This is a genomic window from Streptosporangium sp. NPDC051022 (assembly GCF_040683035.1).
GTDB lineage: Bacteria > Actinomycetota > Actinomycetes > Streptosporangiales > Streptosporangiaceae > Streptosporangium.
This window is the reverse complement of sequence record NZ_JBFBCF010000036.1, coordinates 62,548-82,436: the sequence shown is the minus strand read 5'-3', so window position 1 is coordinate 82,436 and position 19,889 is coordinate 62,548. Positions and strand designations below refer to the sequence as shown.

The 19,889-nt window shown below is 72.0% G+C and carries 14 protein-coding genes; 6 read left to right on the top strand and 8 right to left on the bottom strand.

Annotated features, from left to right (window positions below; genetic code table 11):
• Positions 1 to 44: 44 nt before the first annotated feature.
• From AB0N02_RS39260 to AB0N02_RS39225, 8 genes are read right to left on the bottom strand one after another with little or no spacing between them, the layout of a single operon-like run.
• Complete coding sequence (locus AB0N02_RS39260) at positions 45 to 1,670, bottom strand: ABC transporter substrate-binding protein (RefSeq protein ID WP_363957829.1); 1,626 nt, start codon at positions 1,668 to 1,670, stop codon at positions 45 to 47.
• A gap of 6 nt (positions 1,671 to 1,676) precedes the next feature.
• Positions 1,677 to 3,407, bottom strand: a complete 1,731-nt coding sequence (locus AB0N02_RS39255) for a hydantoinase B/oxoprolinase family protein (protein ID WP_363957826.1) — start codon at positions 3,405 to 3,407, stop codon at positions 1,677 to 1,679.
• Positions 3,404 to 5,470: a hydantoinase/oxoprolinase family protein gene (locus AB0N02_RS39250; RefSeq protein ID WP_363957824.1), complete on the bottom strand. Its 2,067-nt coding sequence runs from the start codon at positions 5,468 to 5,470 to the stop codon at positions 3,404 to 3,406. The genes AB0N02_RS39255 and AB0N02_RS39250 overlap by 4 nt, the downstream gene beginning before the upstream one ends.
• Complete coding sequence (locus AB0N02_RS39245) at positions 5,467 to 6,774, bottom strand: amidohydrolase family protein (RefSeq protein WP_363957821.1); 1,308 nt, start codon at positions 6,772 to 6,774, stop codon at positions 5,467 to 5,469. The genes AB0N02_RS39250 and AB0N02_RS39245 overlap by 4 nt, the downstream gene beginning before the upstream one ends.
• Positions 6,768 to 7,976 (bottom strand): FAD-binding oxidoreductase, encoded by a 1,209-nt coding sequence (locus AB0N02_RS39240; protein WP_363957818.1) that lies wholly within the window; start codon positions 7,974 to 7,976, stop codon positions 6,768 to 6,770. The genes AB0N02_RS39245 and AB0N02_RS39240 overlap by 7 nt, the downstream gene beginning before the upstream one ends.
• A complete protein-coding gene (locus AB0N02_RS39235) occupies positions 7,973 to 9,520 on the bottom strand; it encodes an NAD(P)/FAD-dependent oxidoreductase (protein ID WP_363957815.1) in 1,548 nt (515 codons plus the stop codon). The genes AB0N02_RS39240 and AB0N02_RS39235 overlap by 4 nt, the downstream gene beginning before the upstream one ends.
• A complete protein-coding gene (locus AB0N02_RS39230) occupies positions 9,510 to 9,830 on the bottom strand; it encodes a (2Fe-2S)-binding protein (protein WP_363957812.1) in 321 nt (106 codons plus the stop codon). The genes AB0N02_RS39235 and AB0N02_RS39230 overlap by 11 nt, the downstream gene beginning before the upstream one ends.
• The gene (locus AB0N02_RS39225) at positions 9,827 to 10,810 is read right to left on the bottom strand and encodes a dihydrodipicolinate synthase family protein (RefSeq protein ID WP_363957809.1); all 984 of its coding nucleotides are present in this window, start codon (positions 10,808 to 10,810) and stop codon (positions 9,827 to 9,829) included. Before AB0N02_RS39225 ends, AB0N02_RS39230 begins: the two co-directional genes overlap by 4 nt.
• 189 nt (positions 10,811 to 10,999) lie before the next feature.
• On the opposite strand from AB0N02_RS39225, the gene AB0N02_RS39220 reads away from it, so the two are divergent.
• From AB0N02_RS39220 to AB0N02_RS39195, 6 genes are all read left to right on the top strand, one after another.
• The gene (locus AB0N02_RS39220) at positions 11,000 to 12,061 is read left to right on the top strand and encodes a LacI family DNA-binding transcriptional regulator (RefSeq protein WP_363957807.1); all 1,062 of its coding nucleotides are present in this window, start codon (positions 11,000 to 11,002) and stop codon (positions 12,059 to 12,061) included.
• A 225-nt stretch (positions 12,062 to 12,286) separates the two neighbouring features.
• Positions 12,287 to 13,036 carry an ATP-binding cassette domain-containing protein gene (locus AB0N02_RS39215; RefSeq protein WP_363957804.1) on the top strand — a complete coding sequence of 250 codons (750 nt, stop codon included), beginning with the start codon at positions 12,287 to 12,289 and terminating at the stop codon, positions 13,034 to 13,036.
• Positions 13,026 to 14,417, top strand: coding sequence for a hypothetical protein (locus tag AB0N02_RS39210; protein ID WP_363957801.1), 1,392 nt, complete (start codon positions 13,026 to 13,028; stop codon positions 14,415 to 14,417). Before AB0N02_RS39215 ends, AB0N02_RS39210 begins: the two co-directional genes overlap by 11 nt.
• A 33-nt stretch (positions 14,418 to 14,450) precedes the next feature.
• Complete coding sequence (locus tag AB0N02_RS39205) at positions 14,451 to 16,223, top strand: ABC transporter permease subunit (RefSeq protein WP_363957798.1); 1,773 nt, start codon at positions 14,451 to 14,453, stop codon at positions 16,221 to 16,223.
• Positions 16,220 to 18,523, top strand: coding sequence for a hypothetical protein (locus AB0N02_RS39200; protein ID WP_363957795.1), 2,304 nt, complete (start codon positions 16,220 to 16,222; stop codon positions 18,521 to 18,523). Before AB0N02_RS39205 ends, AB0N02_RS39200 begins: the two co-directional genes overlap by 4 nt.
• 104 nt (positions 18,524 to 18,627) lie before the next feature.
• Entirely contained in the window at positions 18,628 to 19,776 is a 1,149-nt protein-coding gene (locus AB0N02_RS39195; RefSeq protein WP_363957792.1) for an oxidoreductase, read from the top strand.
• Positions 19,777 to 19,889 lie beyond the last annotated feature (113 nt).

The following is a 19,889-nucleotide window of genomic DNA, read 5'->3' as shown; positions in this document are numbered from 1 at the left end:
GTGTGACGCGGAGGTCACGCGGAACGCCTGGCCGGTACGGCGGGTCAGCCGACCTGCACCTGGTAGACGTTCACGGTCTGGTGGTGGGCGGGGTCGTAGGCGTAGCCGGTGAGCCCCTTGCGGTAGACCGTCACGTACTGCGGGTTGGATAGGTTGATCGAGGCGTGGTCGGCCGCGATGAGCTGCTGGGCCTTCTTGTAGGCGGCGCAGCGGGCGTCCTGGTCCGTCAGCTTCTGGGCGTCCTCGACCAGCTTGTCGACCTGCGGGTTGTCATAGCCGCCGCTGTTCTGCCCGTTGTTGATGAACTTCGAGTCGAACTGCAGGTACAGCACGGAGTCCGGGTCCGGGTACGGCGGGAAGCCGTAGATCATGCCCAGGTCGGGGGTGGTGGCGTTGCTCTTGAGCACCTCGACGTACTGCGGGTAGGTGATCGCCTCCAGCTTCACCGTCACGCCGATCTTGGCGAGGTTGGACTGCAGCAGCGTCGCCGCCTGCTCCATCTCCGCGGTGGCCTTCAGGTAGGTCATCGTCAGCGTGACGTCCTTCAGACCTGCCGAGGCCAGGAGGCTCTTGGCCTTCTCCAGGTCGTAGCCGGGCTGCGGGACGGTCGCGTCGAAGCAGGCCATGGTGCCGGGCAGCACCCCGACCGCCTTCTTGCCCGCGCCCTTGAGGATGGCCGAGATGTGCTGGTCGTAGTCGTAGGCGTAGGTGATGGCCTCGCGCAGCGCCTTGTCGGCCACCGGCGAGTCCTTCATCTTGAAGAAGACGTACAGCTGCACGTTGGTGTCGGCCTTGTCCACCACGTAGCCGCCGCTTTCGAGACCGGCCCAGTCGTTGGGGTCGACGTCCATCGCGATGTCCACGTCGCCGCTGCTCAGCGCGGTCCTCTGGGTCGCGGCCTGGGGCAGGTAGCGGATCACCACGTTCTTGGCCTGGCCGGTGAAACCACCCCAGTACCCGTCGTGCCGGGCGAACTTGGCCTCCTGGTTGGCGGTGTAGCCGGTCAGCTTGTACGGCCCCGACCCCGCGTCGTTGGCGGCCAGCCACTTGCGGCCGTCGTCGGAGCCCTCGTTGGCCTGGACGAGCTTGGAGTTGAGCAGGTAGACCCGGGTCAGCGCGGCCAGGAACGGCGCGTACGGCTGCTTCAGCCTGATCGTCAGATGGGTGTCGTCGGCGACCTCGGCGGAGTCGTAGGCGGTCAGCAGCGACGCGACGCCGATCCCCAGCTTGGCGATCCGGTCCAGGGTGTACTTGACGTCGGCGGCGGTCAGCTTGGTGCCGTCGTGGAAGGTCACGTCGCCGCGCAGGGTCAGGTCGAGCCTCTTGCCGCCCTCTCCGAACTTCCACTCGGTGGCGACGGCGGGCTGGAGTTCGCTGCCCTTGCCGTACCTGACCAGGGTGTCGTAGGCGGGGATGGAGACCTCGTCGACCGTGGAGTTGTCGGCCTGGACCGGGTCGAAGGTCGCGGGCGGCTCGTTCTCCGCGATGATGAGCGTCTGCTTGCGGGCGTCGGAGCCGCCCGAGCCGCCCGAGGCGCCCGTGCCGCTCTGGCCGCCGCCGCAGGCGGCCAGGGCCAGGGCGCCCGCGACGACGACGGAGGTCAGGCGGAGCGGCCCCCGGGTTTTACCCCGGAGAGCCGGCCTGCCGATCGGGGGGGTGTGGTCGTTCACTGTCTTCTACCCTTCCTGAGTGGATCGCGCGGTCCTGGCGGGCGCGGGCCACCAGCCGCCGTCGGCGTCGACGATCACGCCGTAGAGCAGCTCCGCCGCCTCCGGGCTGACGTAGCCGTCGAGGACGTCGGCCACCACGGCGGCCGGGTCCCGGTCGAGGGGGTCGCCGTAGCCGCCGCCCCCGGCGGTCCGGTTCACGAACCGCTCACCGGCCTTCATCGAGGCCCGGTACATTCCGACCCGCCGTGCCCTGTCGGTGTCCGGCCACAGCACCATCTCGCTGGGCTCGGGCTCCTGGCCGCCGTGCAGCGCCCAGGGCCGGGTCTTGCTCTTCTTCTTCATCGACAGCACCTCGCCGTCGGCGAGATAGCGGGCCTGCCTGAGCACGCCGACGCCGCCGCGGAAGCGGCCGGCCCCGCCGGAGTCGGTGATCAGTTCGAGGCGCTCGTGGAAGACGGTCGACTTGTGCTCCAGCACCTCGACCGGGGTGTTGCGGACGACGCTCTGCGAGGGGTGCTGCTGGGCGTTGGCGCCGTCGCGGTCCTTGGACGCCCCCCAGCCGATGCCCTCGTTGTTGCTGATCACGAAGTCCGCGCCGGTGCGCGGGTCGTGGCCGAGCGCCATGAAGCCCGGCTCGTCGCCGCCGGATGAGGCGGGGATGGAGTCCATCACCTGCGCCAGCGCCTTGTGGATCAGCTCGAAGGCGACGATGGCGCTCCACTGGGTGAACGTCGCGGCCGGGTAGACGGCGTGGAAGAAGTTACCCGGATCGGCCTTGATCTCCAGCGCCCGGTAGTGCCCGGCGTTCGAGGGCTCGTCGGCGGTGGTCAGCTCCTTGAAGATGGCCTTGCCCAGGCTCTCGGTCGAGCCGATGGGCAGGTTGACCGGTCCGGCCACCGCGCCGTCCGAGCCGTTGAAGTCGACCTCCATCCGGTCGCCGTCGATGGTGACCTTGACCTCCATCCGGATCAGGTCGTCGGTGACGCCGTCGTCGTCGCAGTAGTCGAAGGCGGTCCAGGTCCCGTTCGGCAGCGCGGCCAGGGCCTTGCGGGCGACCCGCTCGCCGTGCTCGATGATCTGCCTGATCGCCTGGTCGACGGTCTCGCCGCCGAACTTCTCCCACACCTGCGCCAGCCGGTTCTCGCCGGTGCGCAGCGCGGCGAGCTGCGCGTGGAAGTCCCCGATGGTCAGGTCGGGCAGCCGGGAGTTGAACCGGATCAGCTCGACGATGTCGTGGACGACCTCCCCGCCGCTGACGATCTTGGTTCCGGGGAAGATGAGGCCTTCCTGGTGCATGTCGGTGGAGTCCAGCACGTAGCCGGGGGCCTTGGCGCCGAGGTCCATCCAGTGCGCGCGCACCGCGAGGTAGGCGGCGGGGCCGTCGTGCCCGTCGCGGAAGACCGGAGCGAACAGCATCGCGTCGTAGGAGTGCGCGCCGCTCCAGTACGGATAGTTCAGCAGGTAGACGTCACCCGGGGCGAGGTTGTCCCGGCCGACGTACTCCACGCCCTTGACGATGGCGTGGTCGTTGGCGCCGAGGAACGAGGTGATGCCCGCGGCCTCGGCGGTCAGGTCGAGGTCGGCGTTGTAGATCGAGATGCCGAAGTCCAGCACCTCGTAGATGACCGGGTTGAAGGCCGCCCTGACCAGGGTGCGGCGCATCTGCTCGCCCACCGAGACCAGGTAGTTGCGGATCACCTCGACGGTCGCGCCGTCCAGCTGTTCGTGGATGCTCATCGGTCTCCTCCGATGCCGGTCACCAGCAGTTGTGCGTAGGCGTCGACGGTGAGCCGCTGGTCACCGAAGATCACCGTGGTGGAGGTGCCCTCCTCGACGATCGCCGGGCCGCTCACCTCGTGGCCGGGCGCCAGCGCCGACCGGTCGTACACCGGGAACGTGACGGTCCGCCCGGTGGCGACGTCGAAGGCCGGTCTGGCCCCGACGGGTTCGGGCGTGCCCTGCCCGGTGTGCGGCAGCTCGCGCAGCTCCGGCTTGGCCAGCCGCCCGACCGCGCGCACCCGCAGGGTGAGGATCTGACCGGCGTCGGGCATGGCGTGGCCGTACCTCGCCTCGTGCTGGGCGTTGAACCGGGACAGCACGGTCGCGGCGGTGTCTCCGGGCAGCAGGTCGATGCCGAGGCTGTGCTCCTGGCCGTGGTAGCGCACGTCCAGCCTGCGGACCAGGGTGCGGTCCTCCGGCTTGACGCCCTGGGTGGACAGCACCTCCTCGCCCTGGGCCTCCAGTTCGGCGAACGCCCCCTCCAGGTCGGCCAGGGTGGCGTCGCTGAGGGGACGCAGCACCGTGGTGGCGAACTCGTACTCCAGGTCGGACATGAGCATGCCGAAGGCGGAGAACGCGGCGGGCACCTGGGGAATGATCGTCGTGGCGATGCCCATCTCCCTCGAGAGCATGGGGCCCAGCAGCGGGCCCGCGCCGCCGAAGGCCAGCAGCGCGAACTCGCGCGGGTCGAGCGCCCGCTCGACGGTGATCTCGCGCAGCGCGCCGACCGTGCGGGCCAGCAGCACCCGGAAGACGCTCGCCGCCGCCTGGGTCGTGGTCACGCCCAGCGGACCGGCCAGCTTGGCGTCGATCGCGGCACGGGCCGCGTCGGCGTCGATGGTCATGTCCCCGCCGAGGAAGGCGTCCGGGTCCAGATAGCCCAGCGCCAGCGCCGCGTCGGTGACGGTCGGCTCGGTGCCGCCCGCGCCGTAGGCCACCGGGCCGGGGACCGCGCCCGCGCTGTGCGGGCCGACCTTGAGCAGCCCTTCGTCGATCCAGGCGATCGAACCGCCGCCCGCGCCGACCGTGCGGATGTCGAAGATCGGGATGAGCAGCGGGAAGCCGTCGATCCCGGCCTCGTGCACCTCGCCGGGCTCACCGTCCTCGATCACGCAGCAGTCCACGCTGGTGCCGCCCACGTCGAAGGAGATCAGCTTGGGCAGCCGCTGCTCGCGGGCCAGGTAGGAGGCCCCGACCACACCCCCGGCCGGGCCGGACAGCACCGTCATCAGCGGGGCGCGGCGGGCCAGCTCGGCCGTCATGGCGCCGCCGCCCGAGCGCATGATGTGCAGCGGGTGGGTGAGCCCCGCGTCGGTCAGCCTGGCCTCCAGGGTGCCGATGTAGTCGTTCAGCACCGGCCTGATGTAGGCGTCCAGGGTGGCGGTGCTGGTCCGCTCGTACTCCCGGTACTCCCGGGTGATGTCGGTCGAGGTCGAGACGGACACCTCCGGGTACGCCTCGCGCAGGATGCGGGCGGCCCGCCGCTCGTGCTCGGGGTTGGCGTAGGAGTGCAGGAAGCAGACCGCCAGCGAACGCAGCCCCTCCTTCTCGACCAGGATCCGCCCGGCCTCGCGCACGGCGTCCTCGTCCAGTTCCTCGACCACGTCGCCCTGCGCGTCGATCCGGCCCGGCACGCCCACCCGGTGCCTGCGGGGCACCAGCGGCGGCGGCGGGGCATAGGAGAAGTCGTACATGTACTGGCCCGGGACGTTGGCTCGGGCGATCTCCAGGATGTCCCTGAAGCCGTCGTTGGTGATGATCCCGACCTTCGCGCCCCTGCGCTGCAGGATCGCGTTCAGGCCGAGGGTGGTGCCGTGGACGAACGCCTCCACGTCGTCCAGCCTGGGGGCCAGGCCGCCCACTGCGTCGAGGACGCCGCGCGCGGGCGCGTCCGGGGTCGTCGACGCCTTGTGCAGCCGCAGCTCGCCGGTGGTCTCGTCGTAGGCGATCGCGTCGACGAAGGTGCCACCGATGTCCACCGCGAAGCGGGTACGGCCGGCCGGGGTGGCAGAAGAGTTCACAGGACGCCTCCGGGAGCCTGCTGGTTGGGGGTGACGGGAACGGCCGGGAGCTCGTCACGGACGATCCGGCCGGCTTGCATGACGAAGGGGATCCGGCGCAGCGCGGAGACGTCGCTCAGCGGGTCGCGCTCGGTGACGATCAGGTCTGCGAGGAAGCCCTCCTCGACCGCGCCCGCCTGACCGGCGAGCCCGACCAGGCGCGCGGCCTCGGACGTTCCCGACCGCACCGCCTGGAGCGGGCTGAGGCCCGCGTCGGTGAGGAACTCCATCTCGCGGACCGCGACGACGGTGTCCTCGATGGGCTCGCCGGGCGGGTAGTCGGTTCCGGCGAGCAGGGTGATGCCCGGGGCCCCGGGGTCGTCCGGGTCCGCGACGCCGGCCGCGACCGCCCGGCGGATGCTCGCCAGGTGGCCGGGGCCGACCTCCACCGCCCGCTCGATCTGCCAGGGCGTGAAGCTGTGCTCGGCCATCCAGTCGGGGCAGCGGGTGACGCACAGGGTCGGGGTGAGGAACACCCGCCGGGCCGCCATCTCCGCGGCCGTCGCGTCGTCCAGCTCGTAGGCGTGCTCGAAGCCGCGGACCCCGGCGGCGAGCGCCTCGCGGATCGCGGAGCCCGCACCCGCGTGCGCCGTCACGTAGCTGCCGTGCTCCTCGGCGGCGCGGACCACGGCCCGCATCTCGTCGACGGTCATCTGCGCGCCGGTGAACGACTCTCCCTGGTGGGCGATGCCACCGGTGATGAAGATCTTGATGAGGTCGGCGCCCGCGCTCAGCTCCATCCTGGCCGCGCGCAGGAAGGCGTCGTAGCCGTCGGCGTAGGAGCAGTCGCTGCCCCAGCCGTGTCCGCCGGTGGTGGAGATGGCCCGGCCGGCGCCGACGATGCGCGGCGCGTCGACCCAGCCCTGCTCGGTCGCGGTGCGCACCAGCAGGTCGGCGCGGTTCTGCTCGTGCACGCAGCGGATCGTGGTGACCCCGGCGTAGAGGGCGTCCTGTGCCCTGGACAGCGCGCGCAGCGCGGTCAGGCCCGGGTTCTCCGCCTCGTCGGTCTCGGAGAAGGGATAGACCACCCCCAGGTGGGTGTGCACCGAGATCAGGCCCGGCATCAGGTACCGCCCGCCCAGCGCGACCGTCCGCGCCCCCGGGGGCGGGGCGTCGGCGGTGATCCGCTCGATCCGGCCCGCGGTGACGGCCACGTTGGTGTCGCGGCGGATCCGCCCCGACCGGACGTCCACGACGTGGCCGCCGGTCAGCCAGAGGGTCTCCGGCTCCGGGGCCGGTCGCCGTCCCCTGGTCGTTGTCAGCACCGTTCTCTCCTCTCATCTGGATGACGTTCCTGTTGGCGGCCCCCGGCCGCTACGGCCAGCCGGTCGGGCCCGAGATCGGAGACGTCCACCGGCGGCGGCTTCCGCTCGATCAGGCAGCGCAGCGTCTCCCCCCACAGCGGGGCGAAGGTGAAGGCATAGGTGCCTCCCGCCACGAAGAACCCGGGGGCGCCGGAGACCTCGCCGATCACCGGCATCTCGTCCGGCGTGGCGGCCAGCGGCCCCGCCCACATCCGCAGCAGCCGCAGGTCACGGATGAACGGCAGGATCCGCACGGCCAGCGCGACGTTGCCGACCAGGCTGTCCACGCTCGCCTCGCTGCGCCCGGTCAGGTTCATGCTCCGGGCGGGCCAGCCGCCGCCGATCAGCAGGTTGCCCGCGGCGACCTGCTTCACCGACAGCCCCTCACCGATGTGCTGGACCAGGTGGGACATGGTCGCCGCCGAGCGCACGGTGGCGTGCATCTGGATCGCCACGGGCGTCATCCGCAGCCGGATGCCGGCCATGGCGGCGATCTCGCCCAGCCACGGCCCGGCGACGTCGACCACCACGGGGGTGTCCACGACCTGCTCGGCGGCGCCGTGCCCGGCCACCACCCGCCAGCCGTCGCCGACCCGGGTGATCCTCCTGACCGGGGCGAACGCCGACGTCCGCGCCCCGTGCCTGGCCGCGTCGGCCAGGTAGGCGGGGGTGACCTTGAGCGGGTTGGCGTAGCCGTCCAGGTCGCACCAGGTGGCGGCGGCCACGGTCGGGCCGAGCAGGGGCAGCGCGGCCCTGGCGGCGTCCCCGTCGAGGATCTCGGTGCGGATGCCGGCCGCGGCCTCCCACCCGTGCTTGTCGCGCAGCTCCCGGCACTGCTCCTCGGTCTCGGCGACGGTGAACCCGCCGGTACGGCGGACCTCGACGGAGGTCTCCAGTTCCTCCTCCAGCACCTCCCAGCGGTCGCTCGCGGCGCGCTGCAACGGCAGGAACCGCGCGCTGTCCAGCGGCACCTCCTGGCCGGGGCGCCGGGTGTGCACCGCCTGCATGTGCAGGTTGCCCGCGGTCGTGCCGGATCCCTCCCTGCCGGGCGCGCCGCGTTCGAGGACGAGCACCCGGTGGCCGTTGCGTGCCAGGTGACTGGCCGTCGCGGCGCCGAGCACCCCGGCTCCCACGATCACCGCGTCCGCGGTCAGCGCGGTCATGACCTGTCCCCTTCCGCTTCCGCCGAGGCCGGCTCCGGCATCTCCAGCAGGGTCGATATGGGCACCGGCCGCACCGGCAGCCGGGACGGGAAGACCTCGACCCGCCGCTCGCCGTCCCGCCCGCCGTTCCCCGCGCCGGATCCCGGCGCGGCGGACCTGACGAGACCGGCCACCGCGAAACCACACTCCCTGCCCTGGCAGGGCCCCATTCCAGCCCTGGTCCACGCCTTGGTCGCGTTGAGGTCGCCGTCGGCGCCCCCGGCCGCGACCGCGCGAATCTCCGCGGCCGTGACCGCCTCGCACCGGCAGATCATGGTGTCGCCGGGCGTCGCGTGCGTCAGCGTGGCCAGCAGGTCCGCCGGGCTCGGGTAGAGGGCGTCGGTCAGCGCGGTGAACCGCGCCAGGCGGCGCCTGGCCGCGGCCGCCCGCCGGGTCACGCGTACCGGCAGGCCCTCGCGGGCGAGGATGTCGTGCGCGGCGGCGAGGCCGCGTGCCTTCGCCGCGTGCACCCCGCCGATTCCGGCGGCCTCGCCCACGACGTAGACGTTCTCCCTGGAGGTACGGCCCGCCGCGTCGGTCAGCGGCACCACGTCGCCGCCCGGCGTGTCGGTCCGCGTCGCGCAGCCCAGCATGCGGGCCAGGTCGGCCTGGGGGCGGAAGCCGTACCCGACGCAGAGCGCGTCCACCTGGACGGTTCGGACCGGGTGCGCCGGGCGGGTGGCGGCGGCGAGGGTCACCGAGGAGACCTGGTCGCCGCCGTCGGCGCGGAGCACGACGGTCCCCTGCCAGATCGGCACCCGGGCGCGGGCCAGCCTGGCGGCGTAACCGGCCAGCTCGCGCAGGCGCGCGGGATGCTCCAGCGTGCCCAGCGCGCGCAGTCTCGGCCGGTACGGCGTGCCCGCCTCGGCGATTCCCAGCACGTTCACGCCGAGCGCGAGCAGCGAGCAGGCGACCGGCAGCAGGAACGGTCCAGAGCCCGCCAGGACCACCCGGCTCCCCACGGGGGTGTGGTCGGCCGAGGCGAGGTGCTGGGCGAAACCGGGGGTGGTCACGCCGGGCAGCTGCCAGCCGGGGAAGGGGAAGGCGCGTTCGAAGGCGCCGGTCGCCAGCACGAGATGGCGGGCGCGCAGCCGTACCGGGTGGCCGGCCGGGTCGGTGGCCAGCAGCGTGCGCCCGTCGTCGTCCGCACCCCAGACCAGGTGACCGGTGCGGCACTCGGCCCCGGCCGCGCGCACCCGGTCGATCAGCAGGCCGCCCTCGGGGCGGTGGTCGCCCCACTGCCGGGCCACCGCGGGCGCGGGCCGCCGGTAGTACTGGCCGCCCAGCTCGGGCTGCTCGTCGAGGACCGTCACGGCCAGCCCGGCGGAGGCCAGGCGGGCGGCGGCGGTGAGCCCGGCGGGACCGCCGCCGACGACCACGACGTCCCGTTCGACGGTCTCGCCGCGCGTGAGCGCATCCCGTCCGGAGGTGATGTCCCGTCCGGAGGTGATGTCCCGCCCGGAGATCACGTCCTCCCCGGGGGGAGAACCGTGCTCAGCCGTCATCGCGGGCCTCCTCGCCGCCGGCCGTCTCCACCCGCATGCCGGCCCGGATCCTGGTGATGCAGGCGCGGACCCCGGGACGGCCGTCCACGGTCACCTCGCACTCGAAGCACACGCCCATCCCGCAGAACGGGCCGCGGAGGTCGCCGCTCACGGGGTTGCGCCTGAGGCTCCACCGCCGGTCGCCGACGAGGGCGGCGGCGAGGCTGACGCCGTCGACGGCGCGCACGGGACGGCCGTCGACGACGATCGTGGTGCGGGGGGCCGTGTCCGGTCCGGCGCGCCTGCCGGCACGGCCGCGCGGGGTCGTCATCGCCGGATCTCCCCGAGATCCCGGTCGGTGTGGGCGGTGCCCTGGGACAGGGCCTCCACCAGCCCGGACTCCGCCAGCACCGTGGCGATGGCCTCGAGTGACCGTGCGTCCGTGATGGGCAGGAGCGGGGGGCGGACGTGCCCGCCGGGCTGGCCGAGCATCGCCATGGCGGCCTTGAGCTGGGCGATGGGCGTGCCGTACACGCCGCTGTAGTCCGGGTTGATCAGCCGGGAGGAGAGGGCGGCGTACCGGTCGACCCAGCCCCGCGCCGTCCGGGCGTCGCCGGCCTCGACGGCCTCGTAGTAGGGGACGGCGAACGGGGCGCCCATGCCGCCGCCGTCGATGTTCCCGTCCCCGCCGAGCTCCAGCAGTACGGCCAGGCCGCGCCGGTGCAGGAAGCTCCCGAACACCCGCACCCTGTCGACGACCGCCTCCACCGTGCCGAGCATCCGCAGCCAGTCGCCGGTGCTGTCCTTGATGGCCACCACCCGGTCGAGGTCGGCCAGTCTCGCCATGAGCCCGGGGTGGGCGGAGATGTCGACGGCCACGCCGCGCGGCCAGTTGTAGACCATGAACGGCAGGTCCGTCGCGGAGCTGACCTGGGAGTAGAAGGCGAGGATGTCCTCGGGGCCCGGGTGGACGTACGGCGGCGGCGTCGCGAGCACGCCGTCCGCTCCCGTCTCCGCGGCGTGCCGCGCGAGCTCGATCGCCTCCGCGGCGGTGTAGGCCGTGATGCCGACGACCACCGGAACCCGGCCGGAGAGCTCGGCCACCGCGATCTCGGCGACCCTGCGGCGCTCGGCCGCGCTCTGGCTGAACCACTCGCCGGTGCTCCCGTTGACCAGGACACCGTGCACCCCCTGGGCGGCGTAGAGCCGCAGCAGCGCACGCCAGGCGTTCTCGTCCAGCGTGCCCTCGCGGGTGAAAGGGGTGGGAGCGGCAGGCCAGTAGCCGTGCCAGGTGACATCGTCGCGGTCCATGGAACCCCCGGAGTCGGTTGGAAAAGACGGTCTGTGGGATCGCTTGCATAAGGTTGCACCACTGCCCAGATTTCGGTCAAGCACGAACTTCGACTTCAGAGGGGACAAATTTCGCCATACGCCATGCGAGCAAGTTGATCTTGTGGCAAAATTGAGCAGCAGATGGGATCGATCCCAGAAAGAAGGATCATGGCGATCACGCTGAAGGACGTCGCCGCCGCGGCCGGGGTCTCGCGGAGCACGGCCTCCCGCGCCCTGAGCGGCTCTCCGCTCATCTCCCCGGAGACCCGGCTCGCGGTCGAGGAGGCCGCCGGCCGGTTGGGCTACCGCCTCAACCGCGCGGCCAGCGCGCTGCGTTCCAAGCAGTCCCACGTGGTGGGCCTGGTGCTGAACAATCTCATAAACGCGTCGTTCCACACCATCGCCGAGGTCGTGCAGCGCCGCGCCGCGGACGAGGGCTACCAGGTGATGCTGTGCATCACCGACGCGGACCCGCGGCGGGAGGAGTCGTTCCTGCAGACCCTCGCCGCCTACGGCGTGGACGGCCTGATCGTGATAGGCACGGGGAAGAACGCGGCCACGACCAACGCGCTGCTCACCGAGGGCATCGGCGTCGTCAACGTCATCCGCGCCGCCACGGAGAGCGCGGCCCCGTCCGTGCTCGCCTCCGACCGCGAGGGCGCCCACGCCGCCACCTCGCACCTGCTGGACCTGGGGCACGAGCGGATCGGTTTCATCGGCGGCCTGCCGACCGCCAACTCCGGCCGCGAACGGTTCGCCGGATACGAGACGGCGCTGCGCGAGCGTGGGCTCCAGGTCGACGAGTCGCTCGTCGAGCGCGGGCCGTTCGACCCCGCCTTCGGGGCCGAGGCGGTGGAACGGCTGCTGCGCCGCGACCGGAGGATGACGGCGCTGTTCGCCGCGAACCACGAGGCCGTGTTCGGCGTGCTGCCCACCCTCGTCTCCGCGGGGGTCGAGGTTCCCCGGCAGCTCTCCCTGGTCTGCTACGAGGACATCCCCTGGCTGCGGTGGTGGCAGCCTTCCGTCACCGTCGTCGACAACGGGGCGCGCGAACTCGGGGAACTCGCCATGGACCTCCTGCTCCAGCAGATCGAGAGGGCCGACCGGTCACCCGTCTCCGACGGCTCCGGCAGGACCGGCCGCGCCTACCGGGTGGGCGCCCAGCTCGTCGTCCGCTCCTCCTCCACGAAACCGGGAGAGCAGGCTCCGAACCGGCCTGCGGCCGGATAGCGCCCGGCGGCCACAGTCCGCTCCCTGCCCGCCCCCCTGCCCGCCCCCGGTCCCCCGCCTCCTTCGACCGCGCCCGCCGCGTTCGGGGGAGGGCGGCTCCCCACCCCCAAGAACATTTTTGATCTTTATTCACCACTTAACACGGCATTTCGTAACTACTCACCGCTCGCGAAACGCTTAACATCCGTCCCACGACAGCCCCCTGGACCGCGAATCCTTCCGGACGTGGAAAAACGATTCGGCGGCGCTTCCCGAGGAACCCGCCGATCTCCGGCTTCGTTGCTGTATATAAGCAAGAACATTCCCGACCTTTCCGGAGCTGGTGAATCCGTGAGCGGGCCGTTACTTGAGCTGGACGAGCTCTCCTGGGATCAGGACGGATGTCCACGCACCCTGAAGCCCCGGCACCTGCTCGTCGAGGCGGGAACGAAAGCGGTCGTGCTGGCGAAGGACGCCGCCGACGCCGACGCCTTCGGCGATGTGCTGATCGGGCAGGACTGGCCCACCAGGGGCAGGATCCGCATCTCCAACGACGACGTCACCCGGCTGGCCTCCAGGGAACGGGGCATCGCCCTGGTACCCGCGGGAGGCGGTCTCCTCCCCCATCTGAGCATCGAGCAGAACATCGGATTCGGCATACCAAGCCGACATCCAGAGGATTCTTGGAAGAAGCGGGTGAAATACACCGCCGGCCAACTGAACCTCCACGGCTTTCTCGATTGCAGGCCGCATGATCTGTCACCCGACGAAAGGCTCCGGGTGGCGCTCGCCCGTGCGATGTGCCGCTGGCCGACGGCCAAAATCGTGGTGGTCGAGGACCGCACCGGCCATCCCCCCTGTCACGCGGCGGTGAGCGAAAGCCTGAAGGCCTATCCCGATCTGCCGGTTCTGGTGGTCACCGACGACAGGCACCGGGTCGAGACGCTCCACACCTCCGCGACCGCCTGGGAGATCGTCGATGCCGATGAATCGTAGAAAGGCCCTGGCCGTCCTGTCGGGACTGGCGGTGGGCGGCCTGACCGGATGCAGCGACCCCGGATCCCCCCTGCGGATCGCGGTGGTGTGGAGCGGCGAGGAACTCAAGCGCTTCCGCCGGTTCGTGCGGGACTATCACCAGGAGGTCGTCGTGTACTCGGGCGGGGAGGACATCGCCGCCCTCCTCCAGAACCCGGCGGGCCCCGATGTGGCGATCATCCCGCAGCCCTGGCTGCTCGACAATCCGAAGATCTCCAGGCGGATCCAGCCCGTTCTGCAACCTGTCGCCCCGACCGGCGCCGACGAGTGGCAGAAGCTGGTACTCGCCGCACCGGGCACCTCCGCGTCCGGTACGGCGGCCGACGGCAACGCCACCGGCCCGGCCGTCCAGGTCAAAGGCGTCTGGTTCAAGGTCACGCACAAGTCACTGATCTGGCGCGGGCCGAACGCTCCCCCCTTCTCCGCCGGCCCCGGGGACGGCGATCCTGCCTCCGGGTGCGGGGAGGGCGCTCTCCCCTCCGGATGCGAAGGAGGCTGGGAGGGGTGGCTGGAGCACTGCAGGAGACTCGCGCGTGACGGCACGCCGCCGCTCTCCATCGCGGCCGCCGACGGCTGGACGCTCACCGACTGGTTCGAGAACGTCCTCCTCGGCATCTCCCGCGAGACGTACGCCGGGTTGCTGAACAACGTGGCAGGCGCCTGGAACGACGAGAACGTCGAAAAGGCGCTCACGAGCCTGGCCACCCTGTGGAGCATCCCGGGCCTGGTCCCCGGCGGCTTCCCCAGGGCGCTGACCACGCAGTTCCACGACTCGATCCTCGACGTCTTCTACTACCGCAACGCGGACATGCTGTCCGCGCCCGACTTCGCCTGGCCCGTCATCAAGCGCTACCACCGTCCGCCCGGAAACCCGCCGGCGCCCAAGCCGATCCGTTTCCCCTGGCCCTGCGGTAAACCGCAGCCCCCGGTGCTGGTCGGAGGAGACGTCGCCGTGGCGCTCGGCCCGGGCAGGGCGAGCGCCGTGGACTTCGTGAAATGGATCACGGATCCCAGGGGTGGCGTGGAGGGCCTGAAGGACTGGGCCCGCGAGGGAGGCTTCCTGTCACCGGAGCTGAGCCCCGACGTGTACCCGGACGAACTGCGGGACCTGGCCCGGGAGGTGAGGACTCCTCCGGCTCCCTCGGTCCCCCCGGGCGCCTTCGACCTCTCCGACAAGCTCACCGGCGGCCTGGCGGGCGGAGACGGCAAGGGGCTGTGGCGGATCCTCACCAAACTGTTCATCGAGGTCGCCGACGACGGCGCGCGGGGATCCGGCTGCGGCAAACCCGTGGCCGGTCCCGTGGCGCGGGCGTTGGAGCACCTGAGGAAAAGCGCCGGTTAGGGGAACCGTCGTCATGCTGAAAGCGGGATCGCCATGAGACACGAGGACGTCTTTCCGTTCGAAGGGGCACGGCGGCACGACGTCTTCTTCGACGTGACACCGCACCCCGACATGCGCGCGCCCGCCAAGTGGCACGGCCAGGGCAGGTGGCGGATCTGGGGATACCTGCTGCCCGCGATCACGCTCGCGACCGTCCTGCTCGTACCGCTGCTCTGGACCGTGGTGCTGAGCCTCCGCGAGGGCGGCCCCGCCAACTACCTCGACGTCATGACCGACCAGGACGGTCTGGAGGATCTCAGCGTCTGGCCGCCCCTGCTGCACAGCGCCGTGTGGCTGCTGCTCGCGCTGATGGTCTGCGCGCTCGGCCTCGGGCTCGCCTGGCTCGCGCGGGACGCCGGGCCCCGGCAGCGGGTGCTGCTGCTGAGCGTGCTGGCGCTGCCCACGGTCACCTCGCCCCTGACGGCCGGAGTGGCCTTCCGCCTGATCTTCGACGTGAGTCCCCGCGGCACGGTGAACGCCCTGTTGCCCGCCCCCGTCCTGTTCACCGGCCCCGGCTGGATCTGGCTGGTCCTGGGCTCGGCGTTCGTCTGGCAGTGGACGGGACTGGCGTTCCTGGTCTTCCACGTGGGCCTCGCCAACGTCCCGAGGGATCTGCTGCGGGTGGGACGCATCTTCGGGGCCGAGCGGATCCGCCTGCTCCGCACGGTGGTCGCCCCGGCGCTGTTCCCCACGGCGGCGCTGGTGACGCTGGTCGTGCTGACCGCCGCGGTCCGGGTGTTCGACGTGATCCTGGTGGGCGCGCCGGGCGCGATCCAGGACGAGGTGGACGTGGTGGGACTCTTCTGGTGGCGCCACCAGGACGAACTCGGGCGGGGCAGGGCCTCCGCGCTCGCGGTCCTGCTGTTCGCGATGGCCGCGGCGGTGGCGCTGCTCATCGTGTGGCGGCTGCGCCGGGACTGGCCGGAGACGGGACAGCGGCGCCAGGAGTACCGGGCACCGGCGCGGCGGCGCCCCCGGTGGCTCCTGCGGGGCGTCTTCGCCGCGGTGACCCCGGTGTGGCTCTCTCCCTTCGTGGTGCTCCTGCTCACCTCGTTCAGATCCCCTCAGGGGGTCGCGACCTCCGGCTGGTGGACCTGGCAGGAGTACCGCCTGTCGGGATCGTACGGCGACGCGTTCGGCGACGGCTCCTTCTCCGGCGCGCTGTGGGCCACGGCCCAGCGTGGGCTGCTGGCGGCCGTCATCGTCGTGCTGTTCGCCGTCCCCGCCGCCTACGCCCTGACGCACGAACGGCTGCCGCTCCGGGCACGGCGGATCGTCACGTCGGTGACGGTACTGCTCGCGGTACTGCCACCGCAGGCGCTGGGCGGGCCGCTCGGCGACATGCCGGACGGACTGCCCGGCGGTGTCGTGACCCTGAGCTGGATACACGCGGCGCTGGCCCTCCCCCTGGGAGTACTGCTGCTGCGCAACGCGTTCGCGTCGGTTCCCCGGCCCGTGGTGCTGCGCCCGCTCGCCGAAGGGCGCTCCGCGATCCGCCGGGTGACGACCGAGAGCGGCCCCGCGGTGGTGACGGTGGCCGTGCTGACGTTCGTGCTCACCTGGAACGACCTGGTGATCGGCCTGATGACGAACTGGTCGGCGGCGAACCAGGCGCCCTTGATCATGTTCCAGCAGTCGCGCTTCTTCACGACGTCGGCCGGAGCACTCGCGGCCCAGGCGGTCGCGGTGACCGCCGTGCCCGCGCTGCTGCTGTTCGCGACCGGCAGGTGGCTGGTCCGGGGACTGACGCAAGGAGTCAACCGATGAGTTCCCCCTCCCGAAAGCCCTCCCGGGAGCCCCGGCGTCCGCCCTCCCTGTTCCAGCCGGTGCTGGAGATGCTCCGTTCCTTCCTGCCGAAGACCCCCAGGGAGTTCCTGGCCGCCGCGATCACCTTCGTCTCCTCCCTGGGCGGGGCCCTTCTCATCGAGACGTTCTTCGAAAACCTGAAGAGGCTCATCCCGGTCGCGCTCTTCGTCCCCATCGGCCTGTTCCTGCTGTCCACCAGGTTGCTGCGCGCGAGGGAACAGAATCCGGAGTCCGGGGAACCGGTGGAGCCCGGGCACCTTCCCCCTCGGATCGACGCGCTGATCGGCAGGGACTCGGAGCTGGAAGAGGCCGTCGACCGCGTCCGGGACCGGGGACTGGTCGTGGTGCGGGGACTGGCCAAGATCGGCACCTCCGCGCTGGCCGTGGACGTCGGCTGGAGCCTCGCTCCCGAGGTGGAGCTGCAGCACTACGCGGATCTGCGGCGACAGGACCGGAACAGGGCAGAGGACGTGCCCAGCGTGATACGCCGGGTGCTGCGGACGCTCGGCCGGCCGCTCGGATCGGCCGAGGATCCGGAGGAGGCGGAGCGGGAGGTCCTCAGCACGCTCCGGGACACGGGCCGCGTCCTGCTCCTCGACAACGTCGAGCGATGGAGCCAGGTGGCCTGGCTCCCCCGCCACGTGCCGGGAAGCTGGGTGATCGTCGCGGGAGAGGTCAGGACGGACGGCGGCGAGGCGATACCGACGGACGTGGCGGTCGTCCGGCTCGACCCCCTGAGCCCCGCCGACGGCGTGGCGTTGCTGAGGTCCCAGGTCGCGGCGGACCGGGTCGACGCCGCCCCGGAGGCGACGGAAAGGCTGGCGACACTGTTCCTGCGCAGGCCCGCGATCGCGGCCGGGATCGGGCGCTGGCTGGCGGAGAACCCGCAGGTGACGATAGCGAGCCTGGTGAAGGACCTGGAGAGCAGGCCCAACGACCCCACGCTTCAGGTGCTGCTCGACATGCAACTGGGACGGACGAGGCCGGCGGCGCGGCGGCTGCTGGCGTCGCTCGCCCACACCCCGATCTCCGAACTCGGGATCGACTGCGTCACGGCCCTGGCCGGCGAGTCGGAGCACGAGGTCGAGCAGACGATGCAGGAGCTGAACCAGCACGGCCTGGTGGAGAAGGTGCGGGAGTCCCGGTTCCGCGTGGTCGACGCCGCCCGCCCGATCGTGCAGCCTCCGGAGAACCAGGGTGTGGCATGGCGGCGGCTTCTGGAGTACTTCGCCGAACGGGCCGACTTCTTCGCCGAACGGCTCCCGCAGCGGGAGGCACGCACCTGGTTCGGCATCGAGGACAGGGCACTGCTGCAGATCCTGAGAATGCCCCGTCCCGCGCCGTGGGCCTCCGGCCCGCTGTGGCGGATCGCGGACGCCTTGGAGGTGTGGTTCCTCCTCGAACAACGTCACGAGGAGAGACGGGATGCCGCCCGCGCCCTGGCATACGCCGCCAGGACGCTCAAGGCCGAGGACGTCCAGGCGACCGCCGAGCTGCGGTTGTGCCAGATCGCACTGGTGCTCGGCGATCCGCGCGAGGCCCAGAGACGTTTCGACGGCGCCGCGGGGCTGCAGACGGGAGTCGAGTCCTGGCCCGCCCAACTCCATCTCGCACGCGCGGCCACGCTGCTGGCGACCGGCGACGAGTTCGCCTCGGTGGAGTCGTCGCTGGTGCGCTATGCCCAGAAGCTGCCGGGCGACGACGTCTCCGGGCAGACCACCCGATGGATCAACATGGCCGTTCTCCAGATACGCCGGGGGCAGGTCTGCGGCTTCGAGGAAAAGGACCGGGCGGGCGAGGCGGATCGCCTGTACACCGACGCCTTCGGCATGCTGATCCAGGCCCTCGGCGGCGCACAGCAGACGGGCGACGTGAACGCCGAGGCCCACGCGCTGGAACTGCTCGCGCTTGTCAACCACTTCATGGAGCGTGAGCAGGAGGCGACGGCGAAATGGGCGCAGGCCGTCGTGCTCTACAGGCGGTCGGGAGACATGATCGGCCAGGCACGCTGTCAGATGAACCAGGCGGCGGCGCTGCCCGCGGCAAGGCACCGGGACGCCGCCCGGCTTCTGCGGTCGGCCCTGCGGCGGCTTCCCCCGACAGGGGTGAGCACCGCACTGGCCCGGCTGCATCTGGCCAGGGTCGACCCCCGCAACGCCCAGGCCCAGCGCGAGAGGGGACTGGCCGCGCTCGCTCCGTGGGACGGGGTCGCCGAGCCGCTCCAGGTCGCCGAGATACGCAAACGGCTTCTGCGCCTCTAGGCGGCCCACCGGTCCCCGCCCGCCCCGCGGATCGGCGGGCTGGGACAACCGATGGCCCGCTCGTCCATGGACGGGCCCGGCCTTCCCGGTTAGCTTGGCCCGCCATGAGGCTTGGATCCGTGCTGGGCATGATCTCGGCGCTGTGCGTGTTCGCCGGCGCCGCCAACGTCACCGCCGCGGCGGCGTCCCCCGTCGAGACGGACCCCGCCCGTCCGGACGCCCAGACGTCCACCGCCCAGACGCCCGCCGTCCGGACGCCCGCCGGCGCGGGCCTCGCCTGGGAGCTCAAGCCCACCGGGGTCACGGCCCGCTTCCGCGGCCTGTCCCCGGTGAGCCGCGACGTCGTGTGGGCCTCCGGCAGCCTCGGCACCGTACTGCGCACCCGCGACGGCGGCGGAAGCTGGCAGAACGTCTCACCGCCGGACAGCGCGGACCTGCAGTTCCGCGACATCGAGGCCTTCGACGCCCGCAACGCCGTGATCCTGTCGATCGGCGAGGGCGAGACCTCGCGCATCTACCGGACCGCAGACGGGGGCCGCACCTGGACCCAGACCTTCCGCAACGACGACCCGAAGGCCTTCTACGACTGCATCGCGTTCTTCGACCGTGACCGCGGGCTGGCGGTGAGCGACCCGGTCGACGGGAGGTTCCGCGTCCTGTCCACCGACGACGGGGGCCGGAGCTGGCGGGTCCTGCCGTCCACCGGGATGCCCGACGCCCTCCCCGGCGAGGCCGGGTTCGCCGCCAGCGGCCAGTGCCTGACCACCTCGGGGAGTCGCGACGTCTGGCTGGCCACCGGTGGGGGCGCCCGGTCACGCGTCTTCCACTCCCGGGACCGGGGCCGTACCTGGAGCGTGGCCGACAACCCCCTACCGGCCGCCGATCCGGCGCGGGGCGTCTTCGCCCTGGCGTTCCGCGACCCGCGTCACGGCATCGCCGTCGGCGGTGACTTCCAGCTCGAACACCCCTCCCCCGACGCCGCCGCGCTGACCCGGGACGGCGGCGCGACCTGGCAGGCCGCCTCCGCGCCGCCGCAGGCCTACCGGTCGGGCGTGACATGGCTGCCCCACCTGCCGTCCGCCGCGATCGCGGTGGGCCCCACCGGCAGCGACGTGACGTTCTCCGAGGGCAGGCGGTGGCAGCGGTTCGACACCGGTTCCTTCGACACGGTGTCCTGCACCGCCGACCTCGCCTGCTGGGCGTCGGGCGAGCAGGGGCGGATCGCCCGCCTGACGCTCTCCCGCCGCCCCTAGCCGCCCCTGGCCGGCCCGCACCGGGCGGAACCGGCCCGGGAACCTCCTGTCAGAGAACATCCGCCGCGCGACGCTCTTCCCCCGCGGCGGCGGCCGCCGTACCGGCGGATTTC

Excerpts from the sequence above, each read along its gene's own strand:
- AB0N02_RS39255 (WP_363957826.1), bottom strand. The coding sequence starts at position 3,407 with ATGAGCATCCACGAACAGCTGGACGGCGCGACCGTCGAGGTGATCCGC.
- AB0N02_RS39200 (WP_363957795.1), top strand. The coding sequence starts at position 16,220 with ATGAGTTCCCCCTCCCGAAAGCCCTCCCGGGAGCCCCGGCGTCCGCCC.
- AB0N02_RS39240 (WP_363957818.1), bottom strand. The coding sequence starts at position 7,976 with ATGACCGCGCTGACCGCGGACGCGGTGATCGTGGGAGCCGGGGTGCTC.
- AB0N02_RS39210 (WP_363957801.1), top strand. The coding sequence starts at position 13,026 with ATGAATCGTAGAAAGGCCCTGGCCGTCCTGTCGGGACTGGCGGTGGGC.
- AB0N02_RS39235 (WP_363957815.1), bottom strand. The coding sequence starts at position 9,520 with ATGACGGCTGAGCACGGTTCTCCCCCCGGGGAGGACGTGATCTCCGGG.
- AB0N02_RS39230 (WP_363957812.1), bottom strand. The coding sequence starts at position 9,830 with ATGACGACCCCGCGCGGCCGTGCCGGCAGGCGCGCCGGACCGGACACG.
- AB0N02_RS39225 (WP_363957809.1), bottom strand. The coding sequence starts at position 10,810 with ATGGACCGCGACGATGTCACCTGGCACGGCTACTGGCCTGCCGCTCCC.
- AB0N02_RS39195 (WP_363957792.1), top strand. The coding sequence starts at position 18,628 with ATGAGGCTTGGATCCGTGCTGGGCATGATCTCGGCGCTGTGCGTGTTC.
- AB0N02_RS39220 (WP_363957807.1), top strand. The coding sequence starts at position 11,000 with ATGGCGATCACGCTGAAGGACGTCGCCGCCGCGGCCGGGGTCTCGCGG.
- AB0N02_RS39205 (WP_363957798.1), top strand. The coding sequence starts at position 14,451 with ATGAGACACGAGGACGTCTTTCCGTTCGAAGGGGCACGGCGGCACGAC.